9 protein-coding genes are annotated in these 15,118 nt (G+C 63.3%); 3 read left to right on the forward strand and 6 right to left on the reverse strand.

Features of this window, described 5'->3' with window-relative positions:
• Positions 1-195: 195 nt before the first annotated feature.
• Positions 196-4,701 carry a DUF5801 repeats-in-toxin domain-containing protein gene (locus tag HAP54_RS06445; RefSeq protein ID WP_166299135.1) on the forward strand — a complete coding sequence of 1,502 codons (4,506 nt, stop codon included), beginning with the start codon at positions 196-198 and terminating at the stop codon, positions 4,699-4,701.
• A gap of 59 nt (positions 4,702-4,760) precedes the next feature.
• Here the strand turns inward: HAP54_RS06445 and HAP54_RS06450 are convergent, their stop codons facing one another.
• The gene (locus tag HAP54_RS06450) at positions 4,761-5,261 is read right to left on the reverse strand and encodes an alkaline phosphatase family protein (protein WP_248114265.1); all 501 of its coding nucleotides are present in this window, start codon (positions 5,259-5,261) and stop codon (positions 4,761-4,763) included.
• A 19-nt stretch (positions 5,262-5,280) separates the two neighbouring features.
• Between HAP54_RS06450 and HAP54_RS06455 the strand changes: the two genes are divergently transcribed.
• Positions 5,281-6,315, forward strand: coding sequence for an IS110 family transposase (locus HAP54_RS06455; protein WP_166294930.1), 1,035 nt, complete (start codon positions 5,281-5,283; stop codon positions 6,313-6,315).
• A gap of 233 nt (positions 6,316-6,548) precedes the next feature.
• On the opposite strand, the gene HAP54_RS06460 is transcribed toward HAP54_RS06455, so the two are convergent.
• Positions 6,549-7,967: an alkaline phosphatase family protein gene (locus tag HAP54_RS06460; protein ID WP_224741362.1), complete on the reverse strand. Its 1,419-nt coding sequence runs from the start codon at positions 7,965-7,967 to the stop codon at positions 6,549-6,551.
• A gap of 306 nt (positions 7,968-8,273) precedes the next feature.
• Here HAP54_RS06460 and HAP54_RS06465 point away from each other — a divergent pair, with 306 nt between their 5' ends.
• A complete protein-coding gene (locus tag HAP54_RS06465; RefSeq protein ID WP_166299136.1) occupies positions 8,274-9,698 on the forward strand; it encodes a cytochrome c peroxidase in 1,425 nt (474 codons plus the stop codon).
• Between the two features lie 136 nt (positions 9,699-9,834).
• Here the strand turns inward: HAP54_RS06465 and HAP54_RS06470 are convergent, their stop codons facing one another.
• From HAP54_RS06470 to HAP54_RS06485, 4 genes are all read right to left on the reverse strand, one after another.
• On the reverse strand, positions 9,835-10,536 hold the full coding sequence (locus HAP54_RS06470; protein WP_224741361.1) for a hypothetical protein: 702 nt from the start codon (positions 10,534-10,536) through the stop codon (positions 9,835-9,837).
• 99 nt (positions 10,537-10,635) lie between these two features.
• A complete protein-coding gene (locus HAP54_RS06475) occupies positions 10,636-12,693 on the reverse strand; it encodes an alkaline phosphatase family protein (protein WP_224741360.1) in 2,058 nt (685 codons plus the stop codon).
• A 235-nt stretch (positions 12,694-12,928) separates the two neighbouring features.
• Positions 12,929-14,305: a cytochrome c peroxidase gene (locus HAP54_RS06480; protein WP_166299137.1), complete on the reverse strand. Its 1,377-nt coding sequence runs from the start codon at positions 14,303-14,305 to the stop codon at positions 12,929-12,931.
• On the reverse strand, positions 14,302-15,087 hold the full coding sequence (locus HAP54_RS06485) for an EfeM/EfeO family lipoprotein (RefSeq protein ID WP_166307487.1): 786 nt from the start codon (positions 15,085-15,087) through the stop codon (positions 14,302-14,304). Before HAP54_RS06485 ends, HAP54_RS06480 begins: the two co-directional genes overlap by 4 nt.
• Between the last annotated feature and the right edge of the window lie 31 nt (positions 15,088-15,118).

The following is a 15,118-nucleotide window of genomic DNA, read 5'->3' on the forward strand; positions in this document are numbered from 1 at the left end:
GAGTTCGTTTTTCACTACCGAATTTAGTTTCAATCAGGACGTTTCGGCGGGCAAGCCTATGGCTGCTGGCGCGAGGATTTTTCACCTCGCGGCGAGCCAAACCAAAAAACTACGGCACCGCGTTCCGGTCTGAGCTGCTCAACAGGCGAAAAGCCAATGTCAGTTGCGTCCGGCGTCGAGTTCGGGGGCGTGTGCATGGCCGATTTGGGCCAGCCGCCCCGATTCATCGGCAACATTCAGACGGCGATCGGCTGCGGCACTATCAGGCGTGCAAGCGGCATCGCGGTTCGAGGCACGATTGGCGATCCCGTTCGCGAGGGTGACGTCATCGAGGTCGAAGCCGGCGGGCGGATCGAGATACGGTTGATCGATGGCAGGGTGCTCGATCTGCCAGGTGGCACCTGCCTCGAGCTAAGTGCATGCGCGCTGGACCCCAACGACATCGCGCGACCGGGCCTGCTCGCGAAGACCAGGGACATCTTCCGTTCCATTGGCAGTTGGCTGGCAAGGTCGGGCACCCCGGCCGCGGACCCACCGGTTGGCAACTTTCGAGCGGGCGGCTTCGGCACACTGACGCTCACCGCGCTGACCTTCTCGCTCCTGAAAGAAGCCCGGGCCGCGGAGCCGAACGTCACGTTCCTGGACGACGACAGCATCAACTACAAGGACCTCCACCACGGCGTCTTTGAGCTCGTGACCAAGGAGGCGATCCCCCGGCATATCATCGTCGAGGATCCCGGAGAGACGATCACCCTGAGCAGAAAGGGGTCCTCCGTCGGCGTCGACCATGCCACGAATTCCCCTTCGCACATGCAGGAATTGCGGGAGGCCCAGCAGGAGACGCTTGCCTATTTCGAGAAGGGACCGGGATCGAAAGGGTCCGGCACGTCGACCTTCGACGGGTCGCCGTTGCTGCAACCGATCAATTTTCAGCCTGGCGCGCAACCGCTGACGCCAGATCCGCTCGCGCCCGTGCCGGTGGTCATCTTTGCCAACGTCGAGACCTTCAAGCCGCCGCCGGTGCCGCCGCACCTGAACCTCGGAGCAGGACTGACGGAAATCGATACCGCGAAATTTGATGACTTCGGTACGGCGAGCGGAACTTTTTCCGCGAGCAGCAAGAACGGTGCGGTGACATTCGGCATCGGCGGAGGAAGTGCCGGCAACGTGGTGCAGGGCCAGCTGACCTACGACGTGTCGAGCACCGGCGCGTTTGGCACGCTCTACCTCAACAGCGAGACCGGAAACTACACCTTCGTTCCGAACAATGCCGCGATCAACGCGCTGAAGGTCAACTCGACCCAAAGTTTCGTTATCACCGTATCGGACGGCACGCTCTCGACCAGCGAGAGCTTCGACATCCCCATTGTTGGTGTCGACGACGCCTCTATCATTTCCGGCGCCAAGGCCGGCGCGGTTGTGGGTGCAGTCGGCGTCAGTGGGGCCTCGCCCGGTCTGCTCATCGCGACCGGCACGCTCACCGACACCGATGTCGACGATCCCGCCAATACCTTCACCGCCATCAACGCGCCGACGACAAGCGCGGGCGGCCACGGCTCATTCACGCTCACAACGGCCGGCGTGTGGACCTATACGCTCAACAACGCCGACAGCTCCGTGCAAACCCTCCATGTCGGCCAAACCCTGACCGACAGCTTCACGGTGACCACGATAGGCGGAACCCCGCAGGTGGTGACGATCACCATCCACGGCCCGCTGATCGAGGCCAGACCGGCGCCGTCGCTGACGCTGAGCGAGACCCATCTGACAGCGACAGCGCTGGACGACAACATCGCCGGCTCGGCACCGGACGCCGCGTTGACGACGACCTCAGGCGAGTTCTCGGCGGCGTTCGTCACCGCACCGGGTGTGACCGTCAGCTACGCGTTGACGATCACCGGCGGCAACGGCGCGGCGTCGGGGCTGATCGACTCGCACACCGGCCTCTCCGACGTGCTGGTTCTGAACGGCAACACCATCGAAGGCCATGTCGGCACAGCAAGCGGGGCGCTCGCATTCACCATCGCGGTTGATCCGGCCACGGGCCGCGTGACCTTCGTCGAGCACCGCGCGGTGGAACAATCGTCCGGCACCAGCCCTGACAGCGGCGAAGGGATCGCGCTGGGGACCGGCATCGTAAACCTGATCGCGACGGTCACGGACAGCGACGGCCGGTACCAGGACATAAGCATCGATCTCGGCAAGCAGCTGACGATCACGGATGACGGCCCGCACATTGCGGCGGCGGGCAGAGCCCCATCGCTGACGCTGAGCGAGACGCATCTGACGGCAACGGCGCTGGACGACCACATCGCGGGCTCGGCACCGGACGCGGCGCTGACGACAACTTCAGCCGATTTCTCGACGGCCTTCACTTCGGTGCAAGGCGCCGATGGCGCGACCATCCACTACGCGCTGACGATCACGGGCGGCAACGGCGCAGCGTCGGGGCTGATCGACTCGCATACCGGCCTCGCCGACCTGCTGGTTCTGAATGGCAACACCATCGAAGGCCGCGTCGGCGCGACCAACGGCACGCTGGCATTCACCATCACCCTCGATCCGGCTACGGGACGCGTGACCTTCACCGACTACCGGCCGGTGGAGCAGCCGATCGGCGGAAGCCCGGACGGTGGCGAAGCCGTGTCGCTGGCCGCGGGCATCGTGAACCTGGTTGCCACGATCACGGACAGAGACGGCGACTTCCAGAGCGCGAACCTCGACCTCGGCAGCAGGCTATCCATCAGCGACGATGGCCCCTGCATCCGGGCCAACGGCACCGCTCCGTCGCTGACGCTGAGCGAGACGCATCTGACGGCAACGGCGCTGGACGACCACATCGCCGGCTCGGCGCCGGACGCGGCGCTGACGACGACTACAGCCGATTTCGCCACGGCGTTCACTTCGCTCCAGGGCGCCGATGGCGCGACAACCCACTATGCGCTGACGATCAACGGAGGCAACTGCACCCCATCCGGTCTGACCGACGTGCATACCGGCCTCGCCGACGTGCTGGTTCTGCACGGCAACACCATCGAAGGTCATGTCGGCACCGCAGGCGGGGAGCTGGCATTCACCATCGCGCTTGATCCGGCCACGGGAGCAGTCACTTTCACCGAGTATCGCGCGGTGGCGCATCCGTCCTGCACCAGCGCTGACGAAGCCGTGTCACTGACCGCCGGCATCGTGAACCTGGTTGCCACCATCACGGACAAGGATGGCGACTTGCAGAGCGCGTGCATCGACCTCGGCAAGCAGCTGAAGATCACGGACGATCACCCGACCATTTGCGGTTTCCCGGAGACCTTCGTCGCCGCTCAGGACCATCAGACGGCAAGCGGCACTTACCATGTCGATTTCGGCGCGGATGGCGACGCCGCGATGCGCGTTGCCGTCCACGACGGTGCAGTCGGCAGCACGGGATACGATCTGGAGACGTCATGCCTGGGCGACGGCATCACCTCGGTGCACGTCACCGGACATGGCGATGACTACAGCTTCTACTATAGGACCCATGAGGTGGACGGCGGCGTCGAGCTCGACGCGTACCTTACGGATTGCGGCGGCACGCTGGCCGATCCGTACTTCAAGTTGCTGATCGATCCGGATGGAACCTTTTGCTTTGATCTCGAGCACGCCGGGCTGTCGAAGGACGTCACCGTTAGTGGCTCCGATTTCGGCGCCCCGGCCTGGGGCACGCCGTCATTGACTGCTCCGGACGGACAATTGGTGATTACCGGGTCCGACTGCGCCGGCCATGCGCTCGATGTCAAGGCGTCGGACTGCGGTATCGCAGTCGGCGACAGCGGACTGCAAATGGACCCCACCGAGCAGTTGAACCTCGCGTTCACCGGGCAGCAGTCGCAGGTCAGTTTCAATCTCACGCAATGGCAGGGCTACGGCACGGCCGGTGTGATCCTCAAGGTTCTTGACGGCAGCTCCGACGTTCACGACTTCTGTATCGATGTTCCCAAGCCGCTGTGCGGCAGCGCCAGCTTCGTGGTGCAGGAGACATCGGATGCTTCGCTGATCGACACCTACACTTTTGATGCCACGACGACGACGTACACGCTGTACGTTGACAGGGCGTTCAATCAAGTCCAGGTCGATTACGATCGGGCGGAGGCCGGGCACCCCACCTTCGCGGTCAACAACATCAGCTATACTGAAAAGACCAGCATCAACGCGGATCTCCTGTTCGATGTAACCGCGGTCGACGGAGACGGCGATTCGGCCACGACCAACCTTCAGGTCGATATTCAGTGCCACACGGCGGGGATGGATGCCTTCACATTCGCGGCCAGCCCGGACAGTGCTGCGCCACCGGTCGGCGGCAGCACCAGCGCTCCAGCGCCCGACGTTAGCCCGATGTCAACGAGCGGCCACGTAGACGCGGCCTTGTCTCAGGCCATGTTGCCCTTTGTAGACGGCGGAACATCCGCAACGACCGCCCAGTCCTTTCATTTCGCGGCGGAGCTTCCGAGCCTTGACCAGCAGGCAGCTTCGCCTCCTCCAGACTTCGATCAAACGGCCACGTGGTTCGGTCAGCACCAGGATTCCGCTGGATTTCGCCTGGCACAAGGGGCAGCAGATGCAGCGCCGGCAATCGGGCCAGCTATCCCGGAGCACCAGCCAGATTACTTCTCAAACCACATGCCGGACGCCGTCGTGACCCATACGCCTCACGATCTGATCGTCTAACTACTCCCCACACTCCGGCCCGCGTCGGACGTTGACGCGGGCCAGGATCGCTTCTCTTGTCAGTGGTCGCCGGCCTTCAGCGCCGCCGAAAGGCTGCGCACTGGGCGCGTCACCAGCGGATCGAGATCAAAACGCTTCTCGAGCATCCTGAGGATCGACGTGGTGTCGAAATCCTCATGCGCGACGCCCGACTTGTTGAAGCGCTTGGCGATCAGCAGCGCCGGAATGCGGGTGCCCGGACCCCACTGGTCCGCAGCCCTGGCTTCGGCACCATGACGGTTGTGCGGCGGCGGCGGCACGTGATCCCACTGCCCGCCGAACTCGTCATAGGTGATGACGATCAGCGTATCCTTGCCATCCGGCCCTTCGGTGATCGCCTTGACGAGATCGACGAGATGCTGGCTGCCTTCGGACTCGCTGGTGTAGATGGGGTAACGGGCCGGCCGCCCGCTCGCTACGGCGCGATTTGGAAGCGCGCTCGCGAGCGGCCTGTTGGTTGGAAGGCGGTCGTCCCTCAAACTGATGGTGTCAATAAACGGAGTCGGGCAAGCCCGCTCCAAGCATCATTAAGGGACGACCATGTACCACTATGCAGGAATCGACGTGTCTTTGGAATGCTCGAGCGTCTGCCTTGTCGATGGGACAGGTAAGATTTTGCGCGAGGCGAGGGTTGCGAGTGAGCCGGAGGCCTTGATCACCTGGTTGCGGTCGCTGGGGTTGGTGCTGGAACGGATCGGGCTGGAGGCTGGTCCGCTGTCGCAATGGCTCTACGCAGCGATGCGGGATGCGGGCCTGGCAGTCGAACTGTTGGAGACGCGGCACGTCCGCGATGCCTTCAAGGCGATGCCGGTGAAGTCGGACCGCAACGATGCCCGCGGGATCGCGCAACTGATGCGGCTGGGCTGGTTCCGGCCGGTGCACTGCAAGTCGATCGAAGCGCAAGAGACGCGGGCGGTTCTGACGGCACGCAAGCTGCTGCAGTCCAAGCTGCGCGACATCGAGAACAGCCTGCGCGGCGTGCTCCGCGGCTTCGGTCTGAAGGTCGGCACGACCACCGAGCGCACGTTCGCCGAACGCATCCGGGAGCTCGTAGCGGGCCATCCCGGACTTGAGATCGTGGCACAGGCGCTGCTCGAAGCCCACGCCGTGCTGCGGCGCGAGTTCAATGGCCTGGATAAGCACACCCAAAAGCTCGCCAGGTCGCACCCTCAAGCCCGCCTCCTGATGACGACACCGTCCGTCGGCCCGATCGTGGCGCTTACCTACGCCTCGGCGGTCGACGACCCGAAGCGCTTCCGGTCCTCGAAGGCGACGGGAGCGCATTTTGGCCTCACCCCGAAGAAGTACCAATCGGGCGAAACCGACTATACCGGCCGCATCAGCAAGATCGGCGATGCCTCCGTGCGCGAGGCGCTCTATCAAGCGGCTCACGTCATGCTGACCAAGCCGGTCAGGAACTGCTCGGCGCTGAAAGGCTGGGCGATGCGGATCGCCCGGCGCGCAGGCCTGCGCAAGGCCAAGGTGGCGCTCGCACGCAAGCTCGCCGTCGTTCTGCATCGCATGCTCGCCGACGCCAAACCGTTCAACCCGATGGCCAAGGCCTCGGCAACCTAAGCAAGGAGCAGCAATCGGTTCTGGGCGGGCCACGACACCAGGCTCTCCCTGAGCGAGGTCCCTGCGCCGGGACGATGGATCCGGTCAGGCCGCCATCCGGGAAGTGGCTCACAACCACGCTTCCGTAGATTGGCCGGCCGGCTCCTCAATGCACCCCATCAGGCGACGGCCTTCGCGCCGATCCCGTACAGAAGCAAGTGCCCGGCGAGTGGATCACGCAAAAAGGGATTGACTTACAAAGGCCCGTTACAGAAGCCCGGATGCTCGTTCTCCTCGCCGATCGGCTTGATGAAGCTGACCTGCTTCAGCCGGCCGCTCTTGGCCGCCTGGATGAACTCCGCCTCGTCCTTCAGATGATCCCTGCGGGCCTGCGTTCCCGGTGCGTAGTTGGCGAAGTAGTTGAGCGCCTGATGGTGGAACTGGAAGTCCACGTCGGCGCAATTCGGGAACACCGCCGTCGCGAGATGGTTCGGATCGGTGCAGGTCGTGCCGTTGCCGTTGGTCCAGCCGGAAGCGCCGACGTCGCCATTGGCGTTCGACCAGCCGCCCGAATACCAGGCCCAGTCAACGTGCTTTGCCGACAGCCGATCGCCGATGTTCGGCGTGTGCAGCGGCGGAAGGCGCTTGATGTCGGGGGTGCCCGGCGAATAGGGCTGGTAGGTTGGCTGCGTGGTGTTGACCGCGTAGTCGCCGCAGGCGAGGCCCGCCGGTAGCCCGGCCTGGCTGCACTTGGCCGTCAGCTGAGCATCCTTCACGGTGGAGAGCGGCGTATAAAGCGGCGTGCTGGTGGGCATGCCGTTGGCATCGACGATCGAGTGGAAGTCGTTGGCGCTGCCGTCGCTCAAGGCACCGACGAACTGCGGCGCCGCGGCCGCAACAAAGAACTGGTGGTTGAGGAACGAACCACCGAAGGCGCCCTGGAAGAAGCTGTCGGCGATGACGTAGTTCGGGGCGCCGTGGCCGTGCAGATAGCTGTAGATCGGCAGTTTCTTGGTGTCGTAGTAGCCCATCGTCAGGCCCGACGCGTCGCTGCCGGTCACGTAGCGGTTCTGCCGGCCGCCGTTGAGCTGGTACTGCTCGTTGTAGAAGCGATGCACGATGTCCTCGGTGCAGCCGCCGGGCGCGCCGGTGCCGTTGAGGAAGCCGTGCGCCGCGAAAGCGCCGACCGGTTTCGGGCAGGTGGTGGCCGAGGTCGGAATGAAGTCGTTGATCTCGAACGGCTTGTTCTTGAAGGCGCTCAGGATCGCAACGGTGCCCGTATTGTCGGTGCAGCTCGTCGGCTGCGGCGACGGCGAGGTCAGGTTGACGTCGTTCTGCAGCAGGCACGCATAGACGGTCTGATTGTCCTGCCGGACCTGGAGGGTGTGCGCCGCATCGGCGTCGGCGGTGCCATTGATCCGGTCACGGCCGACATCGCCCCAGTGTCCGTAGAGGTTATCGAAGCTGTGGTTCTCCTGGTAGATGACCACGATGTGCTTGTACTGATGCACACCCTCATGACCGCGGTCGCGCAGATCACGCAGCTCGTCCCTGACCTCGTGCTTGAATTCATCGATGATCTTTTCGACCAGATTCTCGGCGTTTGCCACCGGTGCGGTGGCAACGGTGCCAGCAACAATTGCGAGCGCCGGAATGGCTCCCCAAAGCCGCATCATGCTCTCCTGATTTAGAAAGAAATAGAAATGGAGCTACACGCTAAGCAAAACACATTTCGCTGGGATGACCGTTTTTCGACGCGCGCGCGAAGGCATGACGTGTCGTTCGCGCCCCGACAGAGTATCGCCCGGTAAGAAGCGTAACCATCGGTTTCGGCTTCGTTGCCGTCATCAAACCGCAATCAACCTTCGTCTATCCAATCAGACGGTCATTGGTCCCGCCGACAGAAAACTGTCACCTCCGTGACATCTTCCGATCGGGCGGCGGCACGAAGCGATTTGTGACAGGGGCGAATTCTCGCAATGGCTTGGGAAATTGTTGCGCGCGATTCCGGAGCAGGTCGGACCGCAGCCGCCGGTCGCGGCGTGAAGCACGCGCCGATCGCGCTGCTGGCGCTCGTCGCGGCCTTCCTTCCGTTGCGCGCGACGGCGTTCCCGCTCGGCGGCGACCAGACGGTGCTGCCGGCCGGCACCGAATTTTCCGAGGCGGCGCTGGCGCGGCCGCGCGAGCTTTTTCATTCCGAAGCGATGGGCGGGCGAAAGTCCTATCTGGTCAATCTCGGCGATCTCGCCTTCAATTCGCCTTCCATCCTGGGCGGCAAGGCCAGGCAGGCCGAGATGAGCTGCGGCACCTGCCACGTCAATGGCGCATCGAACCCGAAATTATTCGTCCCCCGAGCCTCTTCGCGTCCCGGCACCTTCGACACGACCAGCCTTCTCTTCAATGCCAAGACGTTCAACAGCATCCTCGATCCGGTCAGGATACCGAGCCTGCGCGGCGCCCGTTTCCTCGCGCCCTACGGACATGACGGGCGCATCGGCTCGCTCCGCGACTTCGTCTATAATGTCATCGTCAATGAATTTTCGGGTCCAAAGCCGCGCGACGAGGTTCTCGACGGCCTCGTCGCCTATATCAACGACATCGATTTCCTGCCGAATCCGAAGCTCGGGCCCGGCGGCAGGCTTGCCGCGCAAGCCAGTGTTGCGGAGCGCCGCGGCGAGCAGCTGTTCTTCAAGCCGTTCCCGAAGCAGGCCGAACTAAGCTGCGCCGGCTGTCATGTTCCGGGGGCAACCTTCAACGATCAGCTGCGTCACGACGTCGGGTCCGGCGGACTGGTCAAGACCCCCACCCTGCTGAACGCCAACTTCAACGCGCCGTATTTCCACGACGGCCGCTACGACAGTTACGAGCAGGTGGTGGATCATTTCGACCGCGTGTTCGACCTCGACCTGTCGACCGAGGACACGCAGGACCTCGTCGCCTATCTGACCGCGGTCGGTGACGGCGACCGTCCGTTCGACAAGGACGGCGTCGTGCTCCGGATGAAGGAAGTGCTTGAACTGTCGAGCGTCCTCGAGGTCGCGATCCCGGCCGCCGATACCGCGGTGGTGTCGCTGGCCGTGACCGGCGTCGGCGCCGAGCTGCGCGAATTGACCGAGCGGATTCCCGACATCAGGAACAGCTCGATCGGCGGCAAGGACGAGCGGCTGGCAGCGCGTGCGATCCTGAAGGACCTCGTCCTCACCCTGCGCCGCATCGATCTCGACGTCGGCGCCGGCCGTATCGACGATGCGATGGCGGAATATCGCCAATTCGCCCAGCTGGTGAATTTCGACGTTCCCGTCGCCCTGAAGAAGGTCGAGCCCTGGTCGCTGTTCAACAGCAACGTACACCAGTCGCACTACACCGCGCTCGGCCGGATCCTTCCGGTGACCAACGCGCGATGAATCATCATCGCGCTATGGCTCCTTGTCTGCGCATGATCTCCGCGCAAACGCATTGCGTTTGTCGCGAGGGAAAACTTCGCACTTTTCCGGATCATGCTTTAGCCGGCAATCGCAGTAGGCACCGGCACACATCGGTTCACTCCGAAGCCGGCGGCGCAACCCATACGTCGCTCTGCTGAATCCTGCGGATCAGCGCCTGCGGATCGAATTTGCGCAGGTTCGCCGGGATTTCGAAGGCTTGCGCCAGCTGGGGTTCGTCGCGGATGTGATCGACGGCGATCACCGTCCCATCCGCGGTCTTGATCTGCACCGGGAATTTCCGCGCGCGGTCGATCCACCCGACGAAGCCGGGACCGGACGACGCTGTGACCCGATAGACATCAGTGGCGCGCCCCGCGATCGTCTCCTCTCCGTCGCGTTGGCAACGCCATGTCGCGGGATCGATCGGCGCGGCCAGTTGCGCGCTCGCCTGCCATTGCCGGCAGGGTTGGTCCGGATCGACCGGAACGAACATTTGAGTCAACGGGCTTGATTGTCTTGCGTCCATGAAGACGCGTGCGCCCGGACGGACGAACCAGACCGCGGGCCTCGCCATATCGATCAGGAAGAAGCCGTCGGGCAACGCGGTTGTCTCGATCCGTGCTTTTCCGTCCGAGACCCGCAAGGTTCCCATAGCGGTTGCCGTATCATCCTTCTTCGCGACGAGGTCGGCGGAAAACTGCTGCGCCATGGCCGGCATCGTCGCATTGGCCAGGATGGCAACGGCAAGCAGGCAGGCCGCAGGGCTTCCCGAACACGTCTTCTCGTTACGTTTCATCGCATATTCCCGATCGATCATCTGGTGAGCAGGCAAAACATGACAGCGCCGACCGAACCATGGGTTCGATCGGCGCCGGCCTCGGATGACATCAAGACCTCGTCGTGGACGAGAACTCGATCACTCGGTGTAGGACAACGTGACCGGCTTGCTGAAGTCGAACGCGTCGAACAGGTCAGATAGTGCCGGGCTGTTGGTCGGGACGTACTCGTTGTTCTTCGTGTAGGTCGGGTTCGGCAGGTTGTCGCGGCTTCGGTTCGTGAGCGGCTGGAGGGCCCAGTTGCGTTCGATGAACTTCAGCAGCGAAACGTGGTCGGCGTAGTTGTGGTTGACCTTGCCGCCCGTCGAATAGGGCGAAAGGATCAGGGTCGGAATGCGCGGTCCGTCGCCGAAGAAGTCGATGGACTGCTGGTAGCCGGAGTCCCAGTAGCCGCCGGCCTCGTCCCAGGTGATGAAGACAGCGGTTTCAGCCTTCAGCTCGGGATTGTTGTCCAGCGCGTTGAGTACGTTCAGGACATAGGCCTCGAACAGGTCGACTTTCGAGCTCTGCGGATGACCGTCGAGCAGGCCATCCGGCTTGCCGAACGACACCGAGGGCAGCGTGTTCTTCTCGATCGACGTGATCAGATCGGCAGTGTCCTTCATGTGAGCCTGACGCACGGCCGGGTTGGCCATGATCGAGGTCGCATACTGGAACGGATTGCAGATCTGGCAGTAGGCGACGCCGAGCGCGTGCGCCGGATCGGCAACCGCGGCGGCGCTGAGGTTCGGGTTCGACGGATTGGCGGCAACCGCGGCGTTGGAGAGCGCCACGGCGTCGTTAAACGCACCACCATAGAACGCCCAGGAGATGTTCTTCTCCATGAGCGCGTCGCCGATCGTGCGGACCGACGACGGCGGGACGTTGTTGCCGCCCGCCAGCGCGCCGTTCGGCAGATAGCCCGGATTGACGTTGTTGAGCATGTAGTAGTGGTTGGGCTTGCAGTTCGGCTCGGCCGCGTACGGCAGATTGTTGAGATAGGTGACGATCGGCTTCACGCCGGGCTGGAAGACATCAGAGCAGTTGCTCCAATTGCCATCGACGGTGTAGCGGTTGACCGAACCCGCGGCCGGGTTGGGGTTGGCGATCAGGTTGGCCGGCGGCGTCACCGGGTTGCCCTTGCCGTCGCTCCAGAAGGCCGCATCGCCGGTCCCGAGCATGAAGTGATTCGCGCCGGTGCCGCCGTGGAACGACTGGTGGAAGTTGTCGCTCAGGGTGAAGCGGTCGGCGAGCATCTTCAGGACCGGGGCCTGACCCTGCTGGGCGTTATAGAAGCCCATCGAGTTGGCCATGCTCTTGTTCGACGCCGAATAGGTCGCCATCACGAACGGGAACAGGTCGTTCAGGCAACCCGAATTGTTCTTCTTGCTGGCGCTGGCGGCGCTGCCGTCTTCCTGCTGCCAGTCCTGATAGAAGCGATGCGTCGAGTCGCCGGTGTAGTCGTCGTCAGAGAGCTGCTCGCCCTGCAGCTGGAACGGTCCCTTCAGACCGCCGGCGCCGGGAACGCGGGTATCGAGCACACCGGTCGGCAGGCCGCTGAAGCCGGTAGTGAGGATGTCGAGATCGGCCGGGTCCATGTCCTTCTCGACGCTGGCTTCGGCGATCGTCTTGAACGGGGCGCCGGTGTCGCTCTGCGCGGTCGGCGTGCCGTTGGTGTTCGGCTGCGGCATCTGGTTGGTCGCGTTGTAGGGCGACTTCGAGATGGTCGGCGCGCCGATATAGAAGGAGGTCTGGCCCGCGACCGAGTACTGCTGCGCCTGCGCAAAGTTCGGACCCGGCGTTCCGTCCTCGTTGACGATGCCCTTCGACAGCAGGTTGGAGATCGTCTGCCCCTTGCCCTTCGGCTTGTAGATGCCAAAGGTGTGATCGAGGCCGCGGTTCTCGCCGATCAGGATGATGACGTGCTTGATCGGCGAAGCGGTCTTCACCTTGTCGCCGTGATCCTTGTCGCCATGATCGTGGTCATTCTTGGCGCGATCGGCATCGTGGTGCGCCTTGTTGTTGTGATGCGGGCGCTTGTCCCAATCACTGTGGCCGCCCGGATAGTGAGCGGCATATGCGGCTGTCGCAACGAGCACCGTGGACGCGATGCAGAGCGCGGTGCTGGTTCGCCCGTGCTTTTTGTAGTTCAAACTCATTGTCGACCTCAGGTGTTTGCGGTTAGCAACGCACCCTGCTTAGTGCGGCAATATGACGCATGGTTTTCGCTTACATGAATGCGCGCAAGAAATTTCGAAACGTTCAAATATTTTCGCGGAGACATCATCAGCAGCGCGCGCATCTCCGTGATTCACATATTCAACCATTGATAGAAAATTAATTGAGCAATCAACGCAACGATTTTGACGGCGAACGCACTTCAATTCAGCTCTATCAATGCGAAACGTGCTTGGAGCGCATCACCTGGCGAAGCGCAGCATAATGCTGATCATGCACGTCCTGATTGAACAGCGACCACGGCTCGGCACTGGCCAGCAACGCAGGAACTGCGGCGGCCATCAGATTGCGATAGTTCCTGAACTCGGTTGCAGCATCAGCGCTGCGCCCCGCAGCAACAGCCATTTCGATTCGCCGCAGCGTGAGCACGAGCTCCTTGAGACCGTTGCGCGCAAGCACGCGCTGCTGCTCGCCGCCTGATACGCTGGTGTTCTTGCGATCCGGGTATTGCTCGGTCAATTCGCGCAGCTCACGGCCGATCGTATCGACCGCAAGTGCGACGATGTCCTTGTCGCCGGCAGGAATCGCGGTCGCAAGCACCGTCGAGAAATCGTTGATCTCCTTCAGCGTGGCGCCGGCACCGTCGCGCTCATAGGGCTGCACGCCATCGCCCACCGCCGTGAGATAGGCGACCAGGTCGCCCTTGTCCTGCGCCGAGAGATCGAGCTGGAAGGTGCGGTCGAAATAATCGACGACCTGGCTGAAATTGTCGAAGCGGCCGTCGTGAAAATACGGCGCGTTGAAGTCGGCGTTGCGCAGGGTCGGCGTCTTGAACAGGCCGCCCGAACCGATGTCGTGCTGCTGATGATCGACAAAGCCCGACGATGGAACATGGCAGCCGGCGCAGCTCAGCGCAGGATCGTGCGGGAACGGCCGCGAGAACAACGCTTCGCCGCGGCGTTCCGGTTCGGTGATCTTGCCGGCCAGCCGTCCCGCGGGACCGAGGCTCGGGTTGGGCAGGAAGTCGACGTCGTGAATATAGGCCACGATCGCATCGAGCGTTGCCGGCGACGGCTCCGGTCCGGCGAACTCGCTGGTGATGACGTTGTGGACGAAATCGCGCAACGAGGCGAACCGGCCATCGGCGCCGTAGGGCGCCAGATAGCGGGCGCCGCGCAGGCTCGGAATCCGCACGGGATCGAACGCCAGATTGTTGGCCTTCGGATTGAACAGCGGACCGGTGGTGTCGAACGTGCCGGGCCGGCTCGACATCTTCGGCATGAAGAATTTGGTGTTGTTCGCACCATTGACATGGCAGGTGCCGCAGCTCACGCCGGCCTGCCGCGCCACCTCGCCAAGCAACCCGGGCGAATTGAAAGCGAGATCGCCGAGATTGACCAGATAGGATTTGCTGCCGGTGCGCTCGGACTGAAACACCTCGCGCGGCTTGTCGAGCGCATCCTCATTCAGCTCGGTCGCAACCGGCAATACAGTCTTGTCGCCATCGACGGGAAACGCCACGGCGCGCCCGAGCAGTGCAAGGGCGATGACGCCGGAGAGCAGTGCAGCCACACGCAGCTGAAGCGATTTCATCGCGCCTGGGCCTCCAAAGTCGGCCGCTGCAGGCCGAGCTTCGCCGACGCGCTCTGCAAGGCGATGACCAGTTCCTCACTGGTCTGGCGCAGATCGGCAATGTTGACATGCGGCAGGTCGGGCGTCGCGACGATCGCCTCGAGCTGCTCGATCCGGTTGTTCGCCATCTCGTCGAGCTTGCCGTCGACCGTGTTGAGCGCGGCAGAGAAAATCGTGTGGTAAGCGAAGTCGATGCCCGCGATGTTGTTGCGCATGTCGTCGAGCGAGGTGCCGCTGATACGCGACTCGCCGCCATCAGCCTTGCTCTCTCCGACTTCGTAAGCGAGCCGCACCGTGCCGTCCAAGAGGCCCTGCGGCGTCAGCTTGATGTCCTTGAGCTTGCCGTGAAGGTCGTTCAGGTGCTCGACAAGGCCCGCCGCATCGGTGGCGACGTCGGTGCTTGCAGCCCCGAACAGCTTCGCCTCGATGGCGTGGAACCCGCTGTCCGCGTTCGGCCAGGCGTCGATCTGCGCATCGAGCTCGGGAACGAATCCTGCGGTGAACACTTCCGAGCGCTCCCAGCCGGCGCGTGCCGACAGCCAGGCTTTCTTCGCACCGGGCAAATCCGCTGCCGCGGCGCGCTCGCGCAATGCACGCGCGCCTGTCAGCGCACTGGCGACGCCCTCGATCAAATACGGCCGATAGCGCTCGGCACCTTCCTCCAGAGCGCCGGCATTCGCGGCGCGCACGCCCGCGAACGCTGCCAGCAAAGCCAGGCACGCCGCCACTCGCATCTTGTGCATAGTCAACCCACTCATCTGCCACGAAGGGCTC

The organism is Bradyrhizobium sp. 2S1, from assembly GCF_011516625.5.
Lineage (GTDB): Bacteria > Pseudomonadota > Alphaproteobacteria > Rhizobiales > Xanthobacteraceae > Bradyrhizobium > Bradyrhizobium septentrionale.